We start from the raw sequence: 21,574 nt of genomic DNA on the forward strand, positions 1-21,574 counted from the left end.
AGTCAGTGACAATCACTCCCACTCGATCGTCCCCGGCGGCTTCGAGGTGATGTCGTAGGTGACGCGGTTGATGCCGCGTACCTCGTTGATGATGCGGGTCGCGACCCGGCCCAAGAATTCGTGCGGGAAGGGGTAGTAGTCGGCGGTCATGCCGTCGGTGGAGGTGACGGCGCGGAGCGCGCAGGCCTGGTCGTAGGTGCGGCCGTCGCCCATCACGCCGACCGTGCGCACCGGCAGCAGCACGGCGAAGGCCTGCCAGATCGCGTCGTAGAGGCCGGCTGAGCGGATCTCCTCCAGATAGACCGCATCGACCTTGCGCAGCAGGTCGAGCTTCTCGCGCGTTATGTCGCCGGGGATACGGATCGCGAGGCCGGGGCCGGGGAAGGGGTGGCGGCCCACCATGTCGTCCGGCAGGCCGAGCTCGCGGCCGAGCGCGCGCACCTCGTCCTTGAACAGCTCGCGGAGCGGCTCCACCAGCTTCATGTGCATGCGCTCAGGGAGCCCGCCGACATTGTGGTGCGACTTGATGGTGACCGAGGGGCCGCCGAGCGGCGAGACGCTCTCGATCACGTCCGGATAGAGCGTGCCCTGGGCCAGGAAGTCGGCGCCGCCGACCTTCTTCGCCTCGGCGTCGAACACGTCGATGAAGGTGGCGCCGATGATCTTGCGCTTCTGCTCCGGGTCGTCGATGCCGGCGAGCTTGCCGAGGAACAGGTCGCTCGCATCCGAGTGCACGAGGCGGATGTTGAAGCGGTTGCGGAACAGGTCGACCACCTGCTCGGCCTCGCCGGCGCGCAGCAGGCCGTGATCGACGAAGACGCAGGTGAGCTGGTCGCCGATCGCCTCGTGCAGCAGCACCGCGACGACCGAGCTGTCGACGCCGCCCGATAGGCCGCAGATGACGCGGCCCTGGCCGACCTGGGCGCGCACCTGCTCGATCGCCTTGCGGCGGAAGGCGGCCATGGTCCAGTCGCCTTTGCAGCCAGCGATCCGGTGGGTGAAGTTCTTCAGCAATGCCGCGCCGTCCGGCGTGTGCACCACTTCGGGGTGGAACATCAGGCTGTAGAAGCCGCGCTTCTCGTCGGCGGCGACGGCGAAGGGCGCGCCGTCGCTGGTGCCCAGCACCTCGAAACCGGGCGGCAGCTTGGTCACCCGGTCGCCATGGCTCATCCACACCTGATGCTTGGTGCCGGGCTTCCAGACGCCCTCGAACAGCCTGCAATCGCCCTTCACCTCGACGAAGGCGCGGCCGAATTCGCGATGCGAGGAGGGCTCCACAATGCCGCCGAGCTGGGCCGCCATGGCCTGCTGGCCGTAGCAGATGCCGAGCACCGGCACGCCGAGCTGGAACACTTCTTCCGGCGCCCGCGGCGAGCCGGTCTCCATCACCGAGGCGGGGCCGCCGGACAGAATCACCGCCTTGGGCTTGAGGCGCTTGATCGCCGGCTTGGCGGCGTTGTAGGGCACGATCTCGGAATAGACGCCGCTCTCGCGCACCCGGCGGGCGATCAGCTGGGTCACCTGGGAACCGAAATCGATAATGAGAACGGTGTCCTGCTGCGGAGCCGCCATTGGGGTTCGCCTTATAGGTAGATCGGGCCGGGAATGGCGCCTGTATACTCGATTCCGCGGCCAGAAACAGGGGCCGTGGAACAGGGGCGAGGGATCCGATTCCGTGTCATCCAGCCGTGAGGCCGTGGGCGATCTGCGCCGCCGGATGCTGGCCGAGGCAGGCCCGACCGCCGCGCTGGCGGCCGAGGCGCGCCAGCTTGCCGAGTCAGCTAACGCCGCCGGCGATGAAGCCACGGAGTTCGAGGCCATTCATCTGCTGTTGACGCTGCTCGCCTGGCAGGGAGCCGTCGAGGCGGCCGCGCCGGCGCTGGCGCGGTTGGCGGCGCTGAATGCGCAACATCCGGGCGTGTTCGCCCACGGCGCCGAGTTTGCGCGGCTGGCCGGCGACCGCCGGGGTACGGCCGCGCTCTGTGAGGACGGCTGGCGGCTCGCCGAAGCGGCGCCGCTTGCCGAGGGCCGCGGCCTGCTGCTTGGCTGCTGGGCCTGGGCCTGCGAGGACCCGGAAAAGTTCGAATGGTGCGTCGAGACGGGCAATGCGCTCGACGTGGCCGACGCGCTCACCGATCTCGATATCGTCGCCTTTCACGGCCATGTGGCCGACGCGGCGCTCGATCTGGAGGACTGGGATCTCGCCATCGAGCAGGGCGAGGTGGTCGCCAAGGCGTTTCCACGCGAGGCGGTGCCGCCGCTGGCGGAGTTCCTCCGCAAGCGCACCCTCGCCCTCTATTACGCCGGGATGGGCGAGCTCGATCGGGAATTGGGCCAGTTGCTGCGCGACCTGGTGGACGAAGCCGAGCGCAATGGCTGGACGGCCTGGCTGCCGGCGCTCGATGCCGCGCTGGCGCTCGCGCCCGAGACGTGACTTGCGGCGCACCGGGTTCAGCGGCCAGGATGCGGCCGATATGATGAAGTCGATCCTGGTTCCGGCCGGTCTGGTCCTGCTCGCCGCCTGCGGCGGGGGTGGCATCGAGCGGCCATTCTTCACCGAGCCGCCGTCGTTCGTGTTGCCGACCGGTGCACGCAGCGACCGGAACCTGGTGGCGGTCTGCTACAGCTCGGCCACGACCAGCGCCGAAGCGCTCCGGACGCTGGTCGCCAGGGCCTGCGAGAGCCCGCAATTGCTGCGCCAGGACCTGACCGGGGGCTGCACACTGGTGCAGCCGGTGCGCGCGACCTTCGCCTGCAGCCGGATCGACCGCGAGGTCGCCCGGGTGGAGGTGCCCTACATAAAGGGCGGGGATGAGGGCCGATTCCGCCTGGATCCGGAAGTGCCGGGCGACGAGTCGAGGGAGCTGGTCCGATGAAATATGTGGTCGCCATCATCAAGCCGTTCAAGCTCGACAACGTGCGCGAGGCGCTGCTGGGCCTCGGCGTGCACGGCCTGACGGTTTCGGAGGTGCGGGGCTTCGGCCGCCAGAAAGGCCATACCGAGGTCTATCGCGGCGCCGAATATGCGGTGAGCTACCTGCCCAAGGTGAAGCTCGAAGTCGCCGTGGCGGATAGCCTGGTCGACCGGGTGGTCGAGGCGATCACCGACGGCGGCGCCACCGGCCAGATCGGCGACGGCAAGGTTTTCGTCTACGATCTCGGCCAAGCCATCCGCATCCGCACCGGCGAACAGGGCGACGAGGCGCTCTAAGCAGCCCGAATTCAGGGCGGCGCAATTTCAGGCAGCTGCACTTGAAATCTGCAATTGCTGGTCTTCTCGACGCGTGATACCTGCCCTCCCTGGGGCATTCGCCCGCGAATCGGGCACAAAGGGGGAGGCGCAGGTGGCGCGCAGATTCCTGCAACTGGCAGCCGCGGGGCTGTTCGTTCTGGCCGCGATGCCGGCTTTCGCCGCGGAGGCCAAGGCGCTCGACCCGGCGGCGACCGCCTGGGTGCTGACCGCGACCGCGCTGGTGCTGTTCATGACCCTGCCGGGGCTCTCGCTGTTCTATGCCGGCCTGGTGCATGCGCGGAACGTGCTCTCGGTGCTGATGCATTGCGCCGCCATCACCTGCCTGGTCTCGGCCGCGTGGTTCGTCGCCGGCTATGGCATCGCCTTCGGCGACGGGTCCGGCTCCGGCGGCTGGTTCGGCATGGACCTCTGGTTCCTCACCGGCATCGCCGTCGACACTTTGAAGGGCGAGCTGCCGGCCTCCGTGCACGTCGCCTTCCAGATGACCTTCGCGATCATCACGCCGGCGCTGATCGTCGGCGCCTATGCGGAGCGCATCCGTTTCGGCGCCGTGGCGATCTACAGCGTGCTCTGGGTGCTGATCGTCTACGCCCCCGTCTGCCACTGGCTCTGGGGCGAGGGCTGGCTCGCCGCCAACGGCGTGATGGATTTCGCCGGCGGCATCGTGGTGCATGCGACGGCCGGCGCCGCCGCGCTGGTCGCCGCCGTCATGCTGAAGCCGCGCCGCGGCTTTCCGCACGAAATGCCGCTGCCGCACAATCCGGGCATCACGGTGGCCGGCGCGGGCATGCTGTGGGTCGGCTGGTTCGGCTTCAACGGCGGCAGTGCGCTCGCCGCCGGCGGCAGCGCCGGCATGGCCCTGCTGGTCACGCATATGTCGGCCGCCTTTGCCGGCCTGACCTGGATGGCGATCGAGTGGTCGAAACACGGCAAGGCGAGCTCGGTCGGCCTTGCCACCGGCGTGATCGCAGGGCTGGCCACGGTGACCCCGGCGGCCGGCTATATCGGTGCCTGGGCGGCACTGCCGATCGGCATTGCCGCCGGCGCGATCTGCTTCCGCATGACGCACCTGGTGAAGCGGGTGTTCGGTATCGACGACTCGCTCGACGTCTTCGCTGTGCACGGCGTCGGCGGCGCGCTCGGCACGCTTCTGACCGCCGTGTTCGCGCTGCCGGCCCTTGGCGGCGTCGGCTATACACTTGCCGAGCGCGGCTTCGGCGAGCAGCTCGGCTGGCAGGCGATCGGCCTGCTCGCCGGCGGGCTGTGGTCGGCGGCCGCCACTTGGGGCATCCTGAAGCTCTGCGGTGCGCTGCTCGGCGGCATCCGGGTCGGCGCGGAGCAGGAGGCTGAGGGCCTCGACGTCACCGCGCATGGCGAACGCGGCTATGACCTCAAGCTCTAGGCCATCTGCCCAGGTTTGAGGCAGATCAATAGCGGCCCAATCGCCGAAGGGTAGGAGAGGGGCATAGGTGAAGGTATTGCCCCATGCTCCGTTTCCTAACGCTGGTGCCGCTAGTGCCGCTGGTCCTGCTGGGCCTGACCGGATGTGCCGCCCCGAATGACGGCAGCGAAGCCGCGGCGCAATGCCAGCGCCTGCGCGGCCTCTATGCCAGCCGCGCCATGCGGGTCGACATCTACAACCAGTACGGCCGGCTGGAGAACGATATCGGCGTCGACCTCTGCCGGCGCGGCCGCTTCGCCGACGGCGCGGCCGAGCTGACCCGCGCCGTGGAGCTGCTCAATCTCAACCTGGACCCGAGATAGGCGCGCTCAGATCTGCACCTGCAGCTCGCCGAGCCGCTTGGTGAGCTTGCGGTTCTCGGCGTAATCGACCGGCACGGCGATGATCGCCGGACCGGGCTGGCGGAACGCCTGTTCCAGGGCGGGCTTGAGGTCGCCCGGCTTCTTCAGGGTCTTGCCCCAGACGCCGAAGGCCTTGGCCAGCAGCTCGAAATCCGGATTGGTGAAGGCGAGGTCGAAGTGGCGGCCGGAGAACTGGTTCTGCTGCTTCCACTTGATCAGGCCGTACTCGTTGTCGCACCAGACCATGGCGACGATGTTGAGCTTCAGTCGCGCCGCGGTCTCGATATCCTGGAAATTCATCAGGAATCCGGCATCGCCGTTGATCGACAGCACGCGCTTGTCCGGATGCGCGAGCTTGGCGCCGATCGAGCCGGGCAGGGCGAAGCCCATCGAGCAGAAGCCGTTCGAGATCAGGCAGGTATTGGGCTCGTCGCATTGGTAGTAGCGCGAGATCCACATCTTATGGGCGCCGACATCGGAGAGCAGGATGTCGCCCGGCCCCATCACCTCGCGCACATCCCACAGAATGCGCTGCGGCTTCATCGGGAAGCTCTTGTCGTCTTTCTCGGCCGCGAAGTCGTCGAGGATCTTCGCGCGCAGCTTCGACCAGCGGCTGATCTTGTTGAGCGGCAGCTGGCGCTTCGGCGCGAAGCGGCGGTTCAGCTCCTCATTGAGCTGCCAGAGCGCATCGGCAATGTCGGCGACGATCTCCACCGCGATCGGGTAAGCGTCGTCCACCTCGGCGCCGGTGAAGTCGATATGCACGATCTTCTTGCCGGCGGTCTTGTTCCAAGCCGCGGGGCTGTATTCGACGAGGTCGTAGCCGATGGCGATCACCACATCCGCCTGGTCGATCGCATGGTTGGCCCAGTCCTTGGCCTGCAGGCCGATGGTGAACAGGCAATGCGGGTCGGCGCGCGGCACCGCGCCCTTGCCCATGAAGGTGTTGATGACGGGGATGCCGGTCTTGCGGGCGAGGCGGCGCAGCTGCTTGGCGGCGCGCTTCCGGAGCGCACCGTTGCCGGCCAGGATCATCGGCGACTTCGCCTTGGCGATCAGGTCGGCGGCCATGCGCACGGCCTTGTGATCGGCGGCCGGGCGACGCGTCTTCCTCACCTCCATCACCTTGGCGGAGGTGTCGTCCTTCATCAGGTCTTCCGGCAGCTCGATGATCGTGGCGCCGGGCTTCTCCACTTCCGCCAGCTTGAACGCCTTGCGGATCACCTCCGGTACGTTGCGCGGATGCGACACGGTCTGCGCCCATTTGGTGATCGGCCGGTACATGGCGATGGCGTCCATCGCCTGATGGCTCTCCTTGTGCAGGCGCTTGGTATCGGCCTGGCCGATGATGGCGACGAGCGGCGCGCGGTCCATGTTGGCGTCGGCCACGCCGGTGACGAGGTTGGTCGCGCCCGGCCCGAGGGTGCCGAGGCAGACGCCGGCCTTGCCGGTCAGCCGGCCATAGGCATCCGCCATGAAGGCCGCAGCCTGCTCGTGCCGGCACAGCACGAACTTGATCTTGCTGCCGATCAGCGACATCACGACATCGGCATTCTCCTCGCCCGGCAGGCCGAAGATGTACTCGACCCCCTCGGCCTCCAGGGCCTTCACCACCAGGTCCGATGCCTTCATGCCTTGTCCTCCCCCTGATCCAGCTTGTGGCCGGCCTGTTGCTGCCGCTGTCGCTCTTGCTCATGCCGCTGGGCATCCTTGGCGGCTTTCGTCAGGCCGTGGCGCGTGCGGTTCTCGGCGGCGAGGCGCTCTGCCTCGGCCCGCGCCTTTGCCTTCTTCACGCGTTTGAGATTGACGATCTCGCCCACGGCGTCCCTTCGCCTTCTTGTCGGCGGAATCCTGTCGCTTCGCTAAGCTAGGCTCACAGACCGGCCTGATGCAATGCGGGTCGGCCATCGAGGTGTCTGCGTGAAGCGTTGGCTGCTGGTACTTCTGCTGTTCCTCGCCGTCGTCGGTGCGGCGGGCGCGGCTCTGCGCCTGCTGGTCGACTGGGACGGCATCCAGCAGGAATTGCTCGCCGGCGCAGGTCGATCGGTCGGCCTGCAGATCGACTTTGATGGCGCCGTCGATTTCACGCTTCTGCCCCGGCCCGCGCTGAATATTGACGGCGTCCGGATCGCCCCGACATCGCAGCAGGGCGACCAGACGATCCTGGCGGCCGAGCAGGTGGTGATCAGGCCGTCACTGGCCGCCCTGCTGGTCGGGCGGATCGAGATCCAGGCTATCACTCTGGCGGGCGTCTCGCTCGCGCTGGAGCGCGATGCTTCGGGCACCGGAAACTGGGAGGGCCTGATGGAGGCCCTGGAACAGGGTGGCGACGAAGCTGGCTCGCCGGCGGCAACCCGGATCGTCATTGCCCGCGGGACGGTGTTCTTTCACGACCGCGCTTCCGGCCGCCAGGAAACCATCGGCAACATTGCCGGGCAGGTGACGCTCCCGGGCGAGATCGGCAGCTACGAGGTCGATCTCGCCTTCCTCTGGCGCGGCGTCGCGCTGTCGCTGACCGGGCGTGCCACGCAGCCGAGCGCCGACGGCGCCGCCTCATTCGACCTGGCATTGCGCGACGCCGAACTGGGGTCGCTCAATCTCAGCGGTCAGGCCAATCCGTCGGCGCGCCGGATCGAGCAGGGCCGCATCCAGATCGAAGGCCGGGATGCCGGGAAGCTGCTGGCCCGGTTCGGCAACAGCGGTGCCTGGCCGGCCTCGCTGCGCAATGTGCAAGCGACCGGTCGCTTTGCGGCGGATATCGGCAGTGCGACGTTCGACGACCTGCGCCTCAAGCTCGGCGATACGTCTGCGTCAGGCGGCGTGGTGGTGAGGTTCGGTGCGCAGCCGAGCGTCGACATCGCCGTGAATGCCCCTGTGCTCGATCTCGATCCGCTGCTGGCCGGCCTGTCGGCTGGCAAGCAGGTCGACAATGCCCCTGGCGCAACATGGCCGACCAATATCGCCGGGCGGCTCTCGCTTGGGATCGGCGCCGTGAACTATCGCGGCAGTGCGGTGCGCGACCTGAAGCTCGACGGGGCTCTGACGCAGGGGATCGTGGCGATCGAGCATCTGGAAGGCGTGGCGCCGGGCGGCACGGCATTCAAACTGACCGGGCGTGTCGAGAGCGCTTCGGCACCGCGGCTCCGCGGCCAGCTTGAGGCGCGGAGCGACGACCTCAGGACGTTTCTGACCTGGCTGGGCGCCGATCTCAGCGGCGTGGCCGCGACCAGGCTCCGGCGCGCCCAGATGTCGGCGGCGGTGACGCTGGATGAACGGGTGCTGCAGATGAGCGGCGTCAGGGCGGAGGCGGATTCCAGCACGGTGACCGGTCGGGTGGAGATTCCTTGGGACGGGAAGGCGGATATCGGCGTGGCGCTGGAGGTCGACCGGCTCGACATCGACGCCTACCGGCCGCCGTCCGGACCCGCACCGGCAGCGCCGCCGACAGCCGCGCTTCGGGGGGTGAAAGGCAGCATCGCGATATCGCGGGCAACGTTCGACGGCCGGCTTCTGCAGAACGTCAAGGCGGAAGGTCGCTGGACCGGCGCCGGCGCCGAGCTGCAGAGCTTCTCCGTCGAGGTACCCGGCGCGGCCTCGCTGCAAGGCAACGGGAAGGTGGAGGCGATCGGGCGGGCGCCGCGCTTCACCGGGCGCGTCAGCCTGGAGAGCCGCCAGGCCGGCGAGTTGATCCGCTGGCTCGGCTTTCAACCCTCGCCGGGGTTCGAGGCCCTGCAGGAATTCGCCGTTTCCGCCGAACTCGCGGCCTCCGAACAGGCGGTGTCGGCCAGCGGCATCGAGGCGAGCCTCGGCGATCTTCGCGTCACCGGCTCGGCCGGAATCGAGCTCGCCGGCGGCCGCCCGAAAGTGACGGCGGAGCTGAAGATTCCATCCTGGCGCGTACCGTGGGAAGCGGGCAAGGGGCCGGCATTCGATGCGCCGCGCCCGGTGGATTTCCGCTGGCTGTCCGGGTTCGACGCCGATCTGCGCCTGGCGGCCGACGAGCTGCACGCGCTTCGCTACACGCTGTCGGATGCGCGGGCGGCCATGACCATTCGCGAGCATGCGATCGAGCTCCGCTGGCTGAGCGGCCGGGCTTATGACGGCTGGCTGCGGGCGCGCGGTCGCCTCGACGCGGCAGAGGATCGGGTCACCTATGCCGCCAGCGTGGAAGGCGGCGACCTTGCCATCGAGCCGCTGCTGATAGACGCCGCCGAGTTCGGCGAGGTTGCCGGCAAGCTGCATCTCGCGGTCGAGGTCAAGGGTGCCGGCAGCACCGATATCGAACTGATCCGCTCGGCCGACGGCACCGCCCGCATCGTCGCGACCGAGGGAACCATGCGGGGCTTCGATATGGGCCGCATCGCCAAACGTCTCGCCGGCCTCGAGAACATCACGGATATCCCGAAGCTGATCGATGCCGTCGAACAGGGCGGGCAGACGCGCTTCAACCTCGTTCAGGGCGAGCTTTCCATCGCCTCCGGCGTCGCGCGGTCCGACAACGTACAGCTGCAGATCGAGGGCGGCACTGGCAAGGCGAATGGCTGGGTCGACCTTGCGGCCTCGACGGTCAGTCTGCGCGGGGAGGTCACCGTCGACGAGGCGCCGGGCAAGCCGACCATCGGCATCGTCGTCCGCGGCCCGCTGGAGGCGCCGGAGCGCGAGATCAAGACCGGCGAACTCAGCCGCTATATTCAACAGCGAATCAACGCAGCCGCCATGGGCAAGGCGCCGCCGCCGGAGGCGGAGATCCAGGCCGCCGTGCCTCATACGATCGAGCTGCCGAAGCCGCCGCGGCGGTTCCGCAAGCCGCCGACACAATAATCCGGCTTCAGCGCGCCGTGCCTTGCTCGTTGCGTGCTTGCGCCTCGCGTAGCACGAAGATGCGGATGGCGCTGGAGAGGTTGCCCTGGCGGCTGCTGTCGATCTCGGCGACCAGCTGGTTGACGGTCACGCCGCGGCGGCGTGCGATGGCGGTCAGCGCTTCCCAGAACTCGGCCTCCAGCGAGACCGAGGTGGCGTGACCTTCGATCACGACCGATCGCTTGCGGATGCCGGCGGCCACCGCGCAGCCGGCGGCTAGAGCAGCCCGCTGAAGAAGTCGTTGCCCTTGTCGTCCACCACGATGAAGGCGGGGAAGTCCTCGACGCGGATGCGCCAGACCGCCTCCATGCCGAGCTCGGGATATTCCAGCTGCTCGACCTGCTTGATGCAGTTCTTGGCCAGGATCGCCGCCGGACCGCCAATCGAGCCGAGATAGAAGCCGCCGTGCTTCTTGCAGGCCTCCGTCACCTGCTTGGAGCGGTTGCCCTTGGCGAGGCTGATGAAGCCGCCGCCATTCTCCATCAGCAGGCCGACGTAGGAATCCATGCGTCCCGCCGTGGTGGGGCCGAACGAGCCCGAGGCATAGCCAGCCGGCGTCTTGGCGGGGCCGGCATAGTAGATCGCGTGGTTCTTCACATAGTCCGGCAGGCCCTGGCCCTTCTCGACGCGCTCCGCGAACTTCGCATGCGCGAGGTCGCGTGCGACGATCAGGGTGCCGGAGAGCGAAAGGCGTGTCTTGATCGGATATCCCGAGAGCTGCTTGCGGATCTCGCTCATCGGCTGGTTGAGATCCACCTTGACCACACCGCCCGGCAGGGTCGCCTCGGTCGTCTCGGGCAGGTACTTCGCCGGATCGGTCTCCAGCTGCTCGAGGAAGATGCCTTCGCGGGTGATCTTGCCGAGAGCCTGGCGGTCGGCGGAGCAGGAGACGCCGATGCCGATCGGCAGGCTGGCGCCGTGGCGCGGCAGGCGGATGACGCGCACGTCATGGCAGAAATACTTGCCGCCGAACTGGGCGCCGATGCCGCTCGCCTGGGTCAGCTTGTGCACCTTCGCTTCCATTTCCAGGTCGCGGAAGGCATGACCGGTCTCGCTGCCCGTGGTCGGCAGGTCGTCGAGATAGCGCGTCGAGGCGAGCTTGACCGTCTTCAGGTTCAGCTCGGCGGAGAGGCCGCCGATCACGATGGCAAGGTGATAGGGCGGGCAGGCCGCGGTGCCGAGCGTCTTGATCTTGGCATCGAGCAGCTCCAGCAGCTTGTCGCCGCGGAGCGCCGCCGGCGTCTCCTGGAACAGGAAGCTCTTGTTGGCGGAGCCGCCGCCCTTGGCGATGAACAGGAACCGGTACTCGTCGCCGGTGGTGGCATAGAGGTCGATCTGCGCCGGCAGGTTGGATCCGGTGTTCTTCTCCTGGAACATGCCGATCGGCGCCAGCTGCGAATAGCGCAGGTTGGTCTCGGTATAGGTGCGGAAGACGCCGCGGCTGATCGCCTCCTCGTCGTCGCCATCGGTCCAGACCTGCTGGCCCTTCTTGCCGATGACGATGGCGGTGCCGGTATCCTGGCAGGACGGCAGCACCATGCCGGCGGAGACATTGGCGTTCTTCAGCATCTCCAGCGCGACGAAGCGGTCGTTCGCCGAGGCCTCCGGATCGTCCAGGACCTTGCGCAGCTGCGCCAGGTGGCCGGGACGGAACAGGTGCTGGATGTCGCGCATGGCGGCGCGGGTCAGCTCGGTGATGCCGGCGCCGGCGACCTCCACCACCTCGCGCGAGCCGGCCTTGACGACTTGCACGTGGCCGCCGTCGAGCTTGCGATAGGGCGTCTCGTCGTGGCCGTGCGGAAACAGCTCTTGATAGCGGAACTCGACCGCCATGGGGGCGCTCCCTGGAATCAGTTCAACGGAGAGAAGAGGGTCTGGATCACTTCTTGCGGAAAGCGTCGAGCGTCACCACTTCGGCGCCCTTGCGCTCGGCCGGCTGCTCGCCTTCCTTGTCCGCGCCGTTCGACGCCGGCCGGTCCTGCGCGCCGCGCTCGGGCGAGCGGAACGGCTCCGGCGTGGTGACGCCGCGTACCGGCTCCGGCGGCTTCGCCTGCGGCGCCACCGCCGGCACTGTCGCCTTGAACTGCAGGCCGAACTGCACGCTCGGATCGGCAAAGGCGGTGACGGCGGAAAACGGGATGGTCAGCTTCTGCTGGCTCTTGTTGAACGACAGCGTGACGCAGAAGCGCGCTTCCTCGATTTCCAGGCCCCAGAACTGGTGCTGCAGGACGATCGTCATCTCCTCCGGATAACGCTCGATGAGGAAGGACGGGATCTCGACGCCGGGCGCCTGGGTGCGGAAGGAGATGTAGAAATGATGGTTACCGGGAAGCCCGTGCGCCTCGACATGGCGCAGGGCCGCGCGCACCACGCCGCGTAGCGCGTCTTCTACCATCAAGTTGTAGTTCATCTGATCTGCGGCCATCCCGACGTCTGCCCATTCACTCCACTTTTCCCCCGTCGTCCGACTATGCACCAACCTGCGGCACGATGCTATCCGGGGGCCGGCTTCGCCGGTGCCGGCATCGGGCCGACCATCCGTGCCGGATCCAGCGGTCGATCGAACCAGTCCATGCCCCAATGCAGGTGCGGTCCGGTCACCCGCCCGGTGGCGCCGATCCGCCCGATCCGCTGGCCCTGCCGCACTTCCTCGCCGAGGGCCACCTCGACAGCGGAAAGGTGCGCATAGGTCGTAGTCAGCCCGTGGCCATGATCGAGGATAATCGTGCCGCCGGTAAAGAAAAGATCCGGCTCCGCCAGGACGACGCGCGCGCGGATCGGCGCCAGCACGGGGGTACCGGTCGGCGCCGCGACATCGACACCGTAATGCGGCGCGCGCGGCTCACCGTTCAGGATGCGCTGGCTGCCATAGACGCCGCTAATGATGCCCTGGGCCGGCCAGGCGAAGGTCTCGGCGAACCAGGGAACGGCGCTGTCGGTCGCCTTCGCCGCCCTGACCTTCGCCACCTCACGCTTGATTCGCTCCAGCTCCTCCGGGCTTGGCGTCACCTGCGACGGCGGCAGGCCGTCGATGCGCTGGATCTGGTAGTCGCGCCTGGCGACTTCCAGGCGGCGGGTTTCGCGCACGCCGTCGGGCAGCGTGACCACGAGCGTCGCTTCGGGCTTCTGGTCGCGCGCGAAGCCGAACAGGAACCGGCCGTCAGCGCCGACCCGCAGGGCGCGGCCATCGAGCGCGGCCTTGGAGCCGGCCGGCACCTGGCCGACGATCAGCCCGCCCTGGATAGGCTCTCCCTTGAGCAGCACCGGCTCGGCCCGTGCCGTCGCTACGGCAGCGACCCACAGCAGCAAGACCAGGAAGCGCTTCAAGCGCCGCCTTCGCGCATGCCGCGCAGGGCGGCGACCGCGTCGAGATAGGGCTCCTGGCGGTCGACGCTCCAATAGCGCAGCTGGTCGAGCGGGATGCGCTCGCGCGTCACCTTGCAGACCACGTATTCGCCGGGCACGACGATGTCGAACCGGCCATCGCGATAGCGGACCTTGGCCTCACGCTGTCCGGGCGCAAACATCAGAGCAGCTTTCCTTGTTCCGGCTTCGGCGGCGCACGTCCGGTCCGCCGGGTGGCCGTCTCCTCGACCTGCACGCCGACGCCGCCATCGGCGAATTCCACCACGAAATGGCCCGCCGTGCGAGCGCTGCCGGCGCTGGCCAGCGCCGCGCCCTCGGCGGTACGGGCAAGCGCAAAGCCGCGCGCGAGCACGGAGCGGTAGGAGAGGCTCTCCAGCAGCTTGGCGCAGGCGACGAGCTGCTGGTTGCGCTCCGTCACGACGCGGCGCGCAGCAATCCGCAGCGCATCGAAGCAGCGGCCGAGATCGCGCCGGCCGCGGACGATTTCGAGACGCATGGGCTCTGCCCTGAGGCGCTGCCCCAGCCCGGCGAGGCGCTCGCTCTTCTGGCGGGTCAGCGCCGCCAGGGCGCGCTCGATGCGGCCGGGCGCCGCGGTCTCGGCCAGATGCAGGCGGCGTTCCTTGAGCAGCACGAGCAGCGCCCGGCGCAGGTGCTCGGCCGCGTCGTCGATGCGCTGCGCCGCCGCCTGGATCAGCCGGCGCGGATCGCCGAGGCCGCGGCCGAGTGCCGCCACGCGCTCGCGCCGGATGTCCAGAACGCGCTGCGTGCATTCGACCAGCCGGCGATGCAGGTCCATCACTTCGACGACGAGCTCGGCCCGCACCGGCACCGCCATCTCGGCCGCGGCGGTCGGTGTCGGCGCCCGCCGGTCGGAAGCGAAGTCGATCAGGGTCGTGTCGGTCTCGTGCCCGACGGCGGAGATCAGCGGGATCGCCGAGGCGGCGGCGGCCCGCACCACCGATTCCTCGTTGAAAGCCCAGAGATCCTCGATCGAGCCGCCGCCGCGCGCCACGATCAGCAGATCCGGGCGGGGGATCGGGCCGCCTTCCGGCAGGGCGTTGAAGCCGCGGATCGCCGCCGCCACCTGTTCGGCCGCGCCTTCGCCCTGAACCAGAACCGGCCAGAGCAGCACCCGGCGCGGGAAGCGGTCGCGCAGCCGGTGCAGGATGTCGCGGATCACCGCGCCGGTCGGCGAGGTGACGATGCCGATCACGTTCGGGATGTGGGGCAGGGGCCGCTTGCGCTCGGCATCGAACAGGCCTTCGGCGGCCAGCTTCTTCTTGCGCTGCTCGAGCAGCGCCATCAGCGCGCCGACACCCGCCGGCTCCATCCGCTCCACCACCATCTGGTAGCGGGAGCGGGCAGGATAGGTGGTGATGCGGCCGGTGCAGACGACCTCCAGCCCATCTTCCGGCTTGAACGATAGCTTCTGCGCCGAGCCGCGCCACAGCACCGCGTCGAGATTCGCGTCCGCGTCCTTCAGGGTCAGGTACATGTGGCCGGAGGCGGCGCGCTTGAAGCCGGAGATCTCGCCGCGCACACGCACCAGGCCGAACGTGTCCTCCACCGTGCGGCGGAGGCGCTGCGACAGCTCGGAAACGGTCAGTTCCGGCAAGTTGCCGGGGGCAGGGGCGTTGCTCATCGGGCGGCGTTGCGTGGCGAGCGGTGCATGTTACAAGGGGCCGGCGATTCGAGAAATCCGAAGGTTGGCATGAAGGTTCTGCCGTGAAGGTACTGGTCGTCGGCTCGGGCGGTCGGGAGCACGCGCTCTGCTGGGCGATTTCGGCTTCGCCGTTGCTCGAACAACTCTACTGCGCCCCGGGCAATGGCGGTATCGCCGAGGTTGCGACCTGCATCGACATCAAGGGCGAGGACCTGGACAGTATCGTCGGCTTTGCGCGCGAGAAGGCGATCGACCTCGTCGTCGTCGGTCCCGAGGTGCCGCTGGTGGCCGGCCTGGCCGACAAGGTCGCAGCGGCCGGCATCAAGGTGTTCGGGCCGAGCCGGCAGGCCGCGATGATCGAGGGCTCCAAGGCCTTCATGAAGGACCTCTGCACCCGCCATGGCGTGCCGACGGCAGCCTATGGCGAGTTTACTGAGATCGGCGCGGCCGAAGCCTTCATCCGTTCGCGCGGCGCGCCGATTGTGGTGAAGGCCGATGGCCTCGCCGCCGGCAAGGGCGTTGTCGTGGCGGCGACGGTGGAGGAGGCGGTCGCCGCGGCGCGCGAGATGCTGGCCGGCCAGTTCGGCGCGTCCAGCGCGAAGCTGGTCATCGAGGAGTTCCTGCCCGGCGAGGAGCTCAGCTTCCACGTCCTGGTCGACGGCCGGAATTGTCTGCCGCTCGCCACAGCGCAGGACCACAAGCGCGTGCATGACGGTGACCGCGGCCCGAATACCGGCGGCATGGGCACCTATTCGCCCTCGCCCGCGGTCGACGCGGCGCTGGAGCGCGAGATCATGGAGCGGTTGATCCGTCCGGTGGTCGCCGGCATGGCGGCGGAGGGTCGCCCGTTCCAGGGGGTGCTCTATGCTGGCATCATGCTGACGCCCGACGGGCCGAAGATCTACGAGTTCAACTGCCGGTTCGGCGATCCGGAATGCCAGGTGCTGATGGCCCGCCTGCAGAGCGACCTGCTGCCGGCCCTGATCGCCACCGCCGACGGCGTGCTCGACCATTTCGACCTGCGCTGGCGCAACGATGCGGCGGTCTGCGTGGTGATGGCGGCGGACGGCTATCCGGGCGAGCCGCTCAGGGGCACCGAGATCCGCGGCCTCGACCGCGCCGGGGCGCAGCCCGGCGTCACCGTGTTCCATGCCGGTACGAAGAAGGACGGCAACCGCATGCTCGCCAATGGCGGGCGCGTGCTCGGGGTCACCGCCACGGGGACGACAGTCGCTGCCGCCCAGGCCCGCGCCTACCAGGCGGTCGACCTGATCGATTGGCCGCAGGGCTTCTGCCGCCGCGATATCGGCTGGCGCGCGATCGAACGGGAGAAGCGGAAGTAGGGTGGTGCTGTAAGCACCTCACCCTTCGAGACGCGCTCTTCGAGCGCCCCTCAGGATGAGGTGCTCGACTGAAATGTTGCAGTAGCCCTCATCCTGAGGGCCGGCGCAGCCGGCATCTCGAAGGGTGAGGGCGGTCCCACCGCCGCTCGACGCTACTCCACCAGCTCGATGCGGTAGGTTTCCATCACCGGGTTGGCGAGCAGTTTCCGGCACATCTCCTCGATGGCGGCGCGCGCCTTGGCCGGGTCCTTCTCGTCGATCTCGAGCTCGATCAGCTTGCCCTGGCGCACGTCGCGCACCGCCGGGAAGCCCAAGGTGTGCAGCGCGTGATTGATCGCCTTGCCCTGGGGATCGAGCACCCCTGACTTCAGGGCAACGTGCACTTTCGCCTTCATCGCATCACCCCAGTCACTGCATCACCGCAGGGCCTTTGAGGTCACGAGGCCCGCCCTCGGGCAGGATGCCGAGGCGGCGGGCCACTTCCTGATAGGCCTCGGCGACATTGCCGAGATCGCGGCGGAAGCGATCCTTGTCCATCTTCTCGTTGGTCTGCAGGTCCCACAGCCGGCAATTGTCCGGGCTGATCTCGTCGGCGAGCAGGATGCGCATCTCCTCGTTCTGCCAGTGGCGGCCGAATTCGAGCTTGAAGTCGACCAGCCGGATGCCGATGCCGAGGAACAGGCCGGACAGGAAATCGTTCACCCTGAGGCCGAGCGCCATCATCTCGTCGATCTCTTGCGGCGTCGCCCAGCCGAAACAGGTGATGTGCTCCTCCGACACCATCGGGTCGTTCAGCTCGTCCGACTTGTAATAGAACTCGACGATCGAGCGGGGCAGGTTGGTGCCCTCCTTCAGGCCGAGGCGCTGGGCGAGCGAACCGGCGGCGACGTTGCGCACCACCACCTCGATCGGGATGATCTCCAGCTCCTTGATCAGCTGCTCGCGCATGTTGAGCCGGCGGACGAAATGCGTCGGCACGCCCATCTCGTTCAGCCGCATCATCAGATATTCCGAGATGCGGTTGTTCAGCACGCCCTTGCCGACGATGGTGCCCTTCTTCTTGTTGTTGAACGCGGTGGCATCGTCCTTGAAGTACTGGACGAGCGTGCCGGGCTCCGGCCCTTCGAACAGGATCTTGGCCTTGCCCTCGTAGATCTGGCGGCGGCGGCTCATGGCCTTCCTCTCGAACCTCTGCGGGCGCCGCGTCGATTCGTTCGATTCGGTGCCCTGAATGCGTTCGGACGCCGTCGGGCAGGCCCGAGGCGTCCGGTCGGGCGGACCATACCCGAACTGCCAAGGGCGGTACAATGGAATGCAGGCCGCTGTGGCGGTTTTGCGCAGCGATCCGGCCTGACAAATCGTCCCGGACACCCTACATAGAACCCGGGAACCGGGCGGCCGGCACCGGCCGTGGCATGGGAGCAGGAGCCTAAGCGTATGACGTCATTCAAGGATCGCGAGGTTGCGGAAGAGGCGAAATACGCCCTCGACGAAGAGACCAAGTTCAAGATGGAAGCCCGGCGCAACAAGCTGCTCGGCCTGTGGGCGGCGGAGAGAATGGGCATGACCGGCGATGCGGCCGAGGCCTACGCGAAGGCCGTGGTCGCCAGCGATTTCGAGAAGGCCGGCGAAGAGGACGTGTACGAGAAGGTCGCGGCCGATCTCAAGGCGCGCCACGTCACCGTCACCGAGAAGGAACTCAGGGCCAAGATGGCGGCGCTGCGCGAGGACGCCCGCAAGCAGATCGTCGGGCAGTGAGGCGCGGGGCGCCGCCTCAGGCGGCGCCAAACACCCGACGGAAGATCGTGTCCACATGCTTGAGGTGATAGCCGAGATCGAAGGAGGCTTCTAACTCCTTGATTGGCACCGATTTCGTGACCTCCGGATCGGCCTTCAGGAAGCCCAGAAAATCACCCTCGCCGCGCCAGACCTTCATCGCATGGGTCTGCACGATGCGATAGGCGTCCTCGCGGCTGATGCCGCCTTGCGTCAGCGCCAGCAGCACGCGCTGCGAATGCACTAGGCCGCCGAGGCGGTCGAGGTTGCGCCGCATGTTCTCCGGATAGACCACCAGCTTGTCGACCACGGAGGCGAGGCGCACCAGAGCGAAATCGAGATGGATGGTCGCGTCGGGGCCGATGCCGCGCTCGACCGAGGAATGCGAGATGTCGCGCTCGTGCCAGAGCGCCACGTTCTCCAGCGCCGGCGTCACTGCGGAGCGGATCAGCCGCGCGAGCCCGGTCAGGTTCTCGGTCAGCACCGGGTTGCGCTTGTGCGGCATCGCCGAGGAGCCCTTCTGACCGGGCGAGAAATATTCCTCTGCTTCCAGCACCTCGGTGCGCTGCAGATGGCGGAATTCGGTGGCGAGCCGCTCGATCGAGGAGGCGATCACGCCCAAGGTGGCGAAGAACATCGCATGCCGGTCGCGCGGGATGATCTGGGTCGAGACCGGTTCCGGCTTCAGACCGAGCTTCTTCGCGACGTGCTCCTCCACGCGCGGGTCGATATGCGCGAAGGTGCCGACCGCGCCGGAGATGGCGCAGGTCGCGATCTCCTCGCGCGCCGCCTGCAGTCGCCTCTTCCCGCGGTCGAACTCGGCATAGGCCTCTGCCATCTTCAGGCCGAAGGTGACCGGCTCGGCATGGATGCCGTGGCTGCGGCCGACGCAGACGGTCAGCTTGTGCTCGAAGGCGCGCTTCTTCAGCGCGGCGAGCACGAGGTCGATGTCCTTGAGCAGGATGTCGGCCGCCTGGCTCAGCTGCACCGCGAGGCAGGTATCGAGCACGTCGGAGGACGTCATGCCCTGGTGCACGAAGCGCGCCTCCGGCCCGACATGCTCGGCAAGGTTGGTCAGGAAGGCGAGAACGTCGTGCTTGATCTCGCTCTCGATCGCGTCGATGCGCTCGACCTCGAATTTGCCGCGTTCCCAGACCGCCTTCGCCGCTGCCTTCGGGATGACGCCGAGCTCGGCCTGGGCATCGCAGGCATGCGCCTCGATCTCCAGCCAGATGCGGAACCGGTTCTCCGGCTCCCAGATCCGGGCCATTTCGGGGCGGGTGTAGCGGGGGATCATTGGCTCAACAGGTCCTTCAGGCGGGGGCCCGCCACTCTTTCGCGTCGTTCCAGCGGTAAAGCAAGAGCATTCCGCGGGCGAGATGCCGCACCACGCCATGGCCGGCGATGGGCTCGAGCGGGGTCGCGGGCACCGGCAGGTCGGCAACCGGCCGGCCTTGCACCGCCTCGGCCAGCAGCCGGCCCATGATGGTGGCGAAGGCGACGCCGCGGCCGTTGCAGCCGAGCCAGCCGATGACGCCCGGCGCCAGCTCGTGCAGGTGCGGGATCTTGTCCTGCGTGGCGCCGACATAGCCGTTCCACACGTAGTCGAACTTCACCTCGCCGAGCTGCGGAAACAAACGTTGCAGCCGGACCGCGATGCGCCGCTTCACCCGTGCATCGTCGGCGATCTGCACCAGCAGCGCCCCGCCGGAAACCAGCCGTCCCTGCGCGTCCCAGCGAAAGAAGTAGAGATCGCCATGCGTGTCGGAGACCGCCTGGTTGCCCGGCACGATCGACTTCCGCACGTTGTCGGAAATCGGCGTGGTCGCCATCTGGTAGGAGCGGATCGGCACCACGGTCTGCTTCAGGCCGGGCCATAGGTCGTCGGAATAGGTGCCGGTGGCGATCACGATCTTCGGCGCCGTCACGGCGCCGTGCGGCGTCTCGACGCGCCAGGCATCGCCGCGCCGCTCGAGCCGCGTGGCCGGCGATCGCGTATGCACGGCGGCGCCGGCTGTGATCGCCGCGCGGGCGAGGCCGCGCGCATAGCCGAGCGGGTTGATGTGCCCGCCGGTCCGGTTGGTCCAGCCGCCATGCCAGTAGTCAGAGCCGAGCATCCGGTCGAGCCGGGGCTTGTCCAATAGCTCGACCGGCGCGCCGAGCGCCGCCCATTGCTCGACCCGGCGCTTCGCCAGGCCAAGCCGGCCGGGCGTATGCACCGGCTGGATCCAGCCGTTCTGCACAGCTTCGCAGTCGATGCCGTGCTTGCGGATCAGATCGAAGACGAGGCTCGCAGAATCCCGCACCACGCCGGCGAAGGCCTCGCCCTTCGCCTTGCCGAAACGCTTCACCAGGTCGCCCGGATCGGCGCGCGAGAGCGTCGGGATCACCTGTCCGTTGTTGCGGCCCGAGGCGCCCCAGCCGATCTCGGTCGCTTCCAGCACGACGGCCTGGCTGCCGACCTCGGCGAGGTGCAGCGCCGTCGACAGGCCGGTATAGCCGCCGCCGATCACCACGCAATCGGCGTCGCGCTCGCCTTTCAGCGGTCCGGTCTCCGGCGGCGGTACAGCGGTGGCGGCCCAGAGCGAGGGCGCGTGGGCGGCCTCGCTCACCGCTTCGTCTCCACAAAGTCGAAGACAACCCCGGCGGCATGTTCGGCCCGCACCCGCACGCGGCCGTCGGCAGGACGGTCGTGCAGCATCCCGTTCTGCGCCAGCACCGCGGCGGTGCGGCCGGTGCCTTCGACCCAAAGCTCCACCGCTGCGACGTAGGTCTCGCCCTGCGGCGCCAGGGCGCCGTCGTAGATCACCCGCGCGCGATCCGGCGAGATGAAGCGCACCTGGCGGCCCTTGCCGGCATCGACGGTGATGTCGCCCCACTGGTCCATCTTCGGCTCCGCCCCGAAAATGCGCGCATAGGGCGCCGAAGTGGTGGCCGGGTTCGGCGTCGTCACCACCAATGCGGCGATGCCGGTCACCGTGTTCGGATGCCGCTGGTACTCCGGCAGCCAGACCAGCTCGCGGGTGAAGTGCTGGCAGACGAAGACGGCGAAGGCCGGCACGGCGTCCTCCGGCACGCGCACGACCTTGAACTTCGCGTCGCGGCTGCCTTGCGGCGTGTCGACCGGCCGGCCGAATTCGAGCGGCGCCGTGGCGGCATAGCCGCAGGCCTGGAAATGCTGCTGCGCCGCGCCGGCATCCTCACTCGCCAGCGCCACCGATTTCAGCCCCTCGCCCTGGCCGAGGCGCTGGCGCCAGGTGGCGTTGTTCTCGGTCGGCTGCAGCACGCCGAGCAGCTCCATATAGTCGGTCTGGAACATGATGCAGTAATTGCCGGTGCCCATATGCGGGCTGTGCGTGCCGCGCGGCGTCAGCGCGAAGCCGAGCTTGCGGTAGCGCTCGGCGGCCTGGTCGAGGTCGCGCACCAGGATGACGACATGGTCGATGCCGGTGATCGGCCCGATACTCTGCGATGGCATGGCGTTTCTGCTCCCCGGCCCCGAACGAATGC

The 21,574-nt window shown here is 68.3% G+C and carries 22 protein-coding genes; 8 read left to right on the forward strand and 14 right to left on the reverse strand.

Annotated features, from left to right (window positions below):
- Positions 1-12: 12 nt before the first annotated feature.
- Positions 13-1,572, reverse strand: a complete 1,560-nt coding sequence (guaA, locus tag DT074_RS05970; RefSeq protein ID WP_119418911.1) for a glutamine-hydrolyzing GMP synthase — start codon at positions 1,570-1,572, stop codon at positions 13-15.
- A 124-nt stretch (positions 1,573-1,696) separates the two neighbouring features.
- Between guaA and DT074_RS05975 the strand changes: the two genes are divergently transcribed.
- The 5 genes from DT074_RS05975 to DT074_RS05995 all read left to right on the forward strand — a co-directional run bounded on the left by DT074_RS05975 (position 1,697) and on the right by DT074_RS05995 (position 5,017).
- Complete coding sequence (locus DT074_RS05975) at positions 1,697-2,434, forward strand: hypothetical protein (RefSeq protein WP_119418912.1); 738 nt, start codon at positions 1,697-1,699, stop codon at positions 2,432-2,434.
- Between the two features lie 40 nt (positions 2,435-2,474).
- On the forward strand, positions 2,475-2,876 hold the full coding sequence (locus DT074_RS05980; RefSeq protein WP_162914661.1) for a hypothetical protein: 402 nt from the start codon (positions 2,475-2,477) through the stop codon (positions 2,874-2,876).
- On the forward strand, positions 2,873-3,211 hold the full coding sequence (locus DT074_RS05985) for a P-II family nitrogen regulator (protein ID WP_119418914.1): 339 nt from the start codon (positions 2,873-2,875) through the stop codon (positions 3,209-3,211). Before DT074_RS05980 ends, DT074_RS05985 begins: the two co-directional genes overlap by 4 nt.
- Positions 3,212-3,398: 187 nt before the next feature.
- The gene (locus DT074_RS05990) at positions 3,399-4,655 is read left to right on the forward strand and encodes an ammonium transporter (RefSeq protein ID WP_119418992.1); all 1,257 of its coding nucleotides are present in this window, start codon (positions 3,399-3,401) and stop codon (positions 4,653-4,655) included.
- Positions 4,656-4,738: 83 nt separating this feature from the next.
- Positions 4,739-5,017 carry a hypothetical protein gene (locus DT074_RS05995; protein ID WP_162914662.1) on the forward strand — a complete coding sequence of 93 codons (279 nt, stop codon included), beginning with the start codon at positions 4,739-4,741 and terminating at the stop codon, positions 5,015-5,017.
- A gap of 6 nt (positions 5,018-5,023) precedes the next feature.
- On the opposite strand, the gene DT074_RS06000 is transcribed toward DT074_RS05995, so the two are convergent.
- A complete protein-coding gene (locus DT074_RS06000; RefSeq protein ID WP_119418916.1) occupies positions 5,024-6,688 on the reverse strand; it encodes an acetolactate synthase large subunit in 1,665 nt (554 codons plus the stop codon).
- Complete coding sequence (locus tag DT074_RS06005; protein WP_119418917.1) at positions 6,685-6,876, reverse strand: DUF4169 family protein; 192 nt, start codon at positions 6,874-6,876, stop codon at positions 6,685-6,687. The genes DT074_RS06000 and DT074_RS06005 overlap by 4 nt, the downstream gene beginning before the upstream one ends.
- Before the next feature lie 100 nt (positions 6,877-6,976).
- Between DT074_RS06005 and DT074_RS06010 the strand changes: the two genes are divergently transcribed.
- Positions 6,977-9,877 carry an AsmA family protein gene (locus DT074_RS06010; RefSeq protein WP_162914663.1) on the forward strand — a complete coding sequence of 967 codons (2,901 nt, stop codon included), beginning with the start codon at positions 6,977-6,979 and terminating at the stop codon, positions 9,875-9,877.
- 7 nt (positions 9,878-9,884) lie between these two features.
- On the opposite strand, the gene DT074_RS06015 is transcribed toward DT074_RS06010, so the two are convergent.
- The 6 genes from DT074_RS06015 to xseA all read right to left on the reverse strand — a co-directional run bounded on the left by DT074_RS06015 (position 9,885) and on the right by xseA (position 14,924).
- Positions 9,885-10,118 (reverse strand): ribbon-helix-helix domain-containing protein, encoded by a 234-nt coding sequence (locus DT074_RS06015; protein WP_368744473.1) that lies wholly within the window; start codon positions 10,116-10,118, stop codon positions 9,885-9,887.
- 14 nt (positions 10,119-10,132) lie between these two features.
- Positions 10,133-11,749, reverse strand: coding sequence for a fumarate hydratase (locus DT074_RS06020; RefSeq protein WP_119418919.1), 1,617 nt, complete (start codon positions 11,747-11,749; stop codon positions 10,133-10,135).
- Between the two features lie 46 nt (positions 11,750-11,795).
- The gene (locus DT074_RS06025) at positions 11,796-12,326 is read right to left on the reverse strand and encodes an SspB family protein (RefSeq protein WP_368744475.1); all 531 of its coding nucleotides are present in this window, start codon (positions 12,324-12,326) and stop codon (positions 11,796-11,798) included.
- A gap of 83 nt (positions 12,327-12,409) precedes the next feature.
- On the reverse strand, positions 12,410-13,243 hold the full coding sequence (locus DT074_RS06030; protein ID WP_119418921.1) for a M23 family metallopeptidase: 834 nt from the start codon (positions 13,241-13,243) through the stop codon (positions 12,410-12,412).
- A complete protein-coding gene (locus DT074_RS06035) occupies positions 13,240-13,443 on the reverse strand; it encodes a DUF2093 domain-containing protein (RefSeq protein WP_119418922.1) in 204 nt (67 codons plus the stop codon). Before DT074_RS06035 ends, DT074_RS06030 begins: the two co-directional genes overlap by 4 nt.
- Positions 13,443-14,924 carry an exodeoxyribonuclease VII large subunit gene (xseA, locus tag DT074_RS06040; protein WP_119418923.1) on the reverse strand — a complete coding sequence of 494 codons (1,482 nt, stop codon included), beginning with the start codon at positions 14,922-14,924 and terminating at the stop codon, positions 13,443-13,445. Before xseA ends, DT074_RS06035 begins: the two co-directional genes overlap by 1 nt.
- An 83-nt stretch (positions 14,925-15,007) precedes the next feature.
- Between xseA and purD the strand changes: the two genes are divergently transcribed.
- The gene (gene purD, locus DT074_RS06045; RefSeq protein ID WP_119418924.1) at positions 15,008-16,288 is read left to right on the forward strand and encodes a phosphoribosylamine--glycine ligase; all 1,281 of its coding nucleotides are present in this window, start codon (positions 15,008-15,010) and stop codon (positions 16,286-16,288) included.
- Positions 16,289-16,440: 152 nt separating this feature from the next.
- Here purD and purS read toward each other — a convergent pair whose 3' ends face one another.
- Both purS and purC read right to left on the reverse strand, forming a co-directional pair.
- Entirely contained in the window at positions 16,441-16,683 is a 243-nt protein-coding gene (purS, locus tag DT074_RS06050) for a phosphoribosylformylglycinamidine synthase subunit PurS (protein ID WP_119418925.1), read from the reverse strand.
- A 13-nt stretch (positions 16,684-16,696) separates the two neighbouring features.
- Positions 16,697-17,461, reverse strand: coding sequence for a phosphoribosylaminoimidazolesuccinocarboxamide synthase (gene purC, locus DT074_RS06055; RefSeq protein WP_119418926.1), 765 nt, complete (start codon positions 17,459-17,461; stop codon positions 16,697-16,699).
- Positions 17,462-17,725: 264 nt separating this feature from the next.
- Here purC and DT074_RS06060 point away from each other — a divergent pair, with 264 nt between their 5' ends.
- Positions 17,726-18,046, forward strand: a complete 321-nt coding sequence (locus DT074_RS06060; RefSeq protein WP_119418927.1) for a DUF1476 domain-containing protein — start codon at positions 17,726-17,728, stop codon at positions 18,044-18,046.
- Between the two features lie 16 nt (positions 18,047-18,062).
- Here the strand turns inward: DT074_RS06060 and purB are convergent, their stop codons facing one another.
- Genes purB through DT074_RS06075 form a run of 3 tightly spaced genes read right to left on the reverse strand, consistent with a single transcriptional unit; the run spans position 18,063 to position 21,542 of the window.
- Positions 18,063-19,361, reverse strand: coding sequence for an adenylosuccinate lyase (purB, locus tag DT074_RS06065; protein WP_119418928.1), 1,299 nt, complete (start codon positions 19,359-19,361; stop codon positions 18,063-18,065).
- 16 nt (positions 19,362-19,377) lie between these two features.
- Complete coding sequence (locus DT074_RS06070) at positions 19,378-20,676, reverse strand: NAD(P)/FAD-dependent oxidoreductase (RefSeq protein WP_119418929.1); 1,299 nt, start codon at positions 20,674-20,676, stop codon at positions 19,378-19,380.
- The gene (locus DT074_RS06075) at positions 20,673-21,542 is read right to left on the reverse strand and encodes a VOC family protein (RefSeq protein WP_162914664.1); all 870 of its coding nucleotides are present in this window, start codon (positions 21,540-21,542) and stop codon (positions 20,673-20,675) included. Before DT074_RS06075 ends, DT074_RS06070 begins: the two co-directional genes overlap by 4 nt.
- Positions 21,543-21,574 lie beyond the last annotated feature (32 nt).

The sequence above is a fragment of the Desertibaculum subflavum genome (genome assembly GCA_003576705.1).
In the GTDB taxonomy this organism is placed as follows: Bacteria; Pseudomonadota; Alphaproteobacteria; order Ferrovibrionales; family Ferrovibrionaceae; genus Desertibaculum; species Desertibaculum subflavum.